Source organism: Boseongicola sp. (assembly GCF_057460485.1).
The window spans coordinates 1-3,301 of sequence record NZ_JBVCWP010000381.1 but is presented as its reverse complement, the minus strand read 5'-3'; the positions used below and the strand labels follow the sequence as shown (position 1 = coordinate 3,301).

3 protein-coding genes are annotated in these 3,301 nt (G+C 52.2%); 2 read left to right on the top strand and 1 reads right to left on the bottom strand.

From position 1 onward, the window contains the following. Nucleotides 1–579: 579 nt before the first annotated feature. Nucleotides 580–1,383, top strand: a complete 804-nt coding sequence (locus tag AC221Y_RS22410; RefSeq protein WP_486708512.1) for a Crp/Fnr family transcriptional regulator — start codon at nucleotides 580–582, stop codon at nucleotides 1,381–1,383. Nucleotides 1,384–1,418: 35 nt separating this feature from the next. Beyond that, the gene (locus AC221Y_RS22405; RefSeq protein WP_486708511.1) at nucleotides 1,419–2,444 is read left to right on the top strand and encodes an IS110 family RNA-guided transposase; all 1,026 of its coding nucleotides are present in this window, start codon (nucleotides 1,419–1,421) and stop codon (nucleotides 2,442–2,444) included. Nucleotides 2,445–3,010: 566 nt separating this feature from the next. Here the strand turns inward: AC221Y_RS22405 and AC221Y_RS22400 are convergent. Next, the coding region (locus AC221Y_RS22400; protein WP_486708510.1) for a hypothetical protein at nucleotides 3,011–3,301 on the bottom strand (291 nt) is incomplete at its 5' end.

Sequence of the window (3,301 nt, the reverse complement as noted above, 5' to 3'; positions counted from 1 at the left end):
TCACAAAACGCTGGCAAAGCCTTGAGATTGCCCCCGTCTTCTTTGTGAGTTCTTTTACTGGGCTTTACCAACACATCCATCTTTCTGAGATCGAAATCTCGCATCTCTTTCGACAATTAAATTCACGGGAACCGGACTCGTGAGGGCATGGGGTTCCATGCTGTTCGATGCGAAAATTCCGACTGATCACACTTCCTTCCCTCGGCGTATACTTGCCGGCCAGTTTTCCCGATTGATTGATATCAACCTGCCCAAACCGCCTCATGCTTTGAATGGACCTACAAACCACAATTTAGAAATTGGGTGGGGAAATGGTGCGAAACAAGACATGTACCTTGGTGATCAATGGCGTCCACGCCCGCATTTTGCGGGGGCTGGAGGATGGGAGTACTGAAGAACCGATCGAGATTTGCAGCAAGGCCGGCTCAACGCATCTAGGGGAAATCCTGTCCGACAATTATGGGCGAACTGTCGCCTCGGATGCCGATGGGTGTCGCGCGGTGATGGAGTCGGGCTCGGATCCCGTCCGTTGCGACATGCAGAATTCACACGCATCGCAATTGGAATAGGGGCAAGAAAATGAAGCGACTACAGCCAAATGCACTCTCAATGCGCGACCGGATATCAGCGTTCCCACATCCTCTTGTCCTAGGGTGCAATCGCTGCTCGCTGATTGGTTCGGAACTCTGTCGCGTCGTTCGTGACGAGGTACCAAGCGATAGTCGAAAGCCAAAGGTCCGGCGGTTCGACCGGGGGAAAGTCCTTGTAGAACAGGATGAAATCTTTGGGTTTCTTGGCGTTCTGCGGAGCGGATATGTACGGCAGGAACGACTACGCCTGAACGGTAACCACGTGCTGCTTGGGCTGGTCTGTCCGGGCGACATTGTTGGCGGTGTTCCAGGCATCGCCACAAGTTGCACAAGTGAAGCCGCGACGGATATTGAAATTTGTGCCTTTGATCGTTCGACCATGGAACATCTGATGATGGAGAGCCCCCGCTGTAGGGAAGTCTTTTCGCGTGAAACGGGCCATCAACATCAACGTTTGTTGGAATCAGCTTGGCACCGTAACGCTTTGGACAGTCGTGAGAGGATCATCGCGTTCCTGATCGACGCGACCAGAATAATGCCGACGGAGCCACTCCCGGATGGGAGCCTCATTCTGAAAGTCGAGGTGTCGCGACGTGACTGGGCCGATCTGACCAATACCGCAGTCGAGACGATCAGCCGTACGATGCGGTACCTTGCCGAAAAAGACATGGTGATTAGTCTGACACCCTACAAGTTCCGCATCCGAGATCTGGATCAGTTAGCTTTCCTTGCGGGTGTGAAGCCGCCGGAGGGTTCTGATGGATTGGACATCCCCCACCTAGCGTTGTGCTAGGATTGAGGGGTGGAAATTATCAGGAGGTTATTACGATGGCAAATTTAGATCTTGTCGGCATAGATTTGGCAAAGAATGTCTTTCAGCTTCATGGTTGCAGCTCGACAGGCGAAGTCATTTTTCGCAAACAGGTCAAGCGCAACAAACTGCTTTCGTTCATTTCTGAGCTGCCAAAGTGCATCATTGCGATGGAGGCTTGTTCAGGGAGCCACTACTGGGGTCGAGAATTTGAGGCACTTGGCCACTCGGTTCGCTTGATCGCACCTAAATATGTCAAACCGTTTGTAAAACGCAGTAAAAGTGATGCGATCGACGCTGAAGCCATTTGCGAGGCGGCACTGCGACCTACGATGCGGTTTGTCCAAGTCCGAAGCGAAGATAATCAAGCGGCAGGCCTGGCATTCAAAGCGCGGGATCTGTTGGTCCGGCAGCGGACTCAAATAATAAATGCCTTGCGCGGCCACCTGTCCGAGTTCGGGTTTGTTGTTGCAAAGGGCCCAACGCATGTACGTAAACTTGTGTCTGCGGTTGAAGCCGGAGATCTTGAATTGCCAGAAATATCACGCCCTCTCTTGAGCATTCTCGTAGATACGCTTGAGGCGTTGAATACCCGTATTCGGCTGTTGGAAGCCCAGATAGCGCAGCGTGCGAGAGAAGATGAAATCTGTCAAAGGCTGACCACGATACCTGGCATTGGTCCGATTATTGCGACAGCGATTGCTGCACTTGCTCCACCCCCTTCAACATTTAGACGGGGACGCGATTTTGCGGCGTGGGTAGGATTAACTCCACTCCAGCATTCGACTGGCGGCAAGCAGCGACTAGGACGGACGTCAAAGATGGGAAACCGAGCTTTGCGACGCCTTCTCATCATTGGAGCCAGCGCTGTGGTCAGATGGGCCGAGCACAAAGGGGCTGCACCAGGCTCTTGGCTAGCGAGGATGCTGGAGCGCAAACCACCCATGTTGGTAAGGGTAGCGTTGGCCAACAAAATGGCACGTATCGCTTGGGCGTTGATGGCACATGGCGGAGAATACCGGGCACAAACTGTCACACGCTAGAACCGTGTGAACGATTTGAGCCCGGAGACGTAGGAAGGTCAAACGGAAGGTAAGGCGCAACAGTCGACGAGACGAGATCAGGAAAACCAGATTGCGACGAAGTGCCTTTGCGCACGTGGTTCTGAATTGGATCTGATCTGAGAACTCCATACGGGCCCGCGGTGTATGAAGGCCGCAACATGAGGCCGAATACATGTCAGCACCCGACTACGCGAACTGCCAACCCAAAGATTCTTCTTGCGCAAAGGGGGATGTCCATACATGTCGCAAAGTTTTTGGAATATGGGCCTGCTCGCCAAGCTGTGATAGAGGCCGCCTTTTGAATTGGCGGGCGGATATCAAATCGTGACGATTAACTTCAAGGGCAGCGACTATTCCAAATCCGTCATCCTATAACCGGACCTTCGTACATGATGCAGCAAACGGCAGGTCCCCGCGAAGCTGGCGAGCACAAATCTGGCCCGCCTCCTGCTTTTTCCGGTGGATAATAGGAAAATTGATTACATCAAGCTGCTCTTCACACTCTAACCTCCAAGATTTTTCCTTTCAATCTTGCCCGCTATACACTACTTAAATTTGAGGAGATGGGTTCGTTTCATTTCGATCGGAAACCGATTTCTCAAAAATATTTGCGTCGCAATACTTTCCGCTAAATACGAAAAATATTGCGCGAACCCCACGAAATCTTTTGCGCTGCTTTCGTAAATTTTTTCGTTTGAAATCAATAAATGATACGAACCGTTACGTCCGCGTCTACACCCCTGTATGATCAACCGCCCGCCGCCGACCAATGCGCGTCCGACCCCAATCGGTTGCGCCAGACCATAGGTGCCATGCGCAAGCTGAACGGTGATATC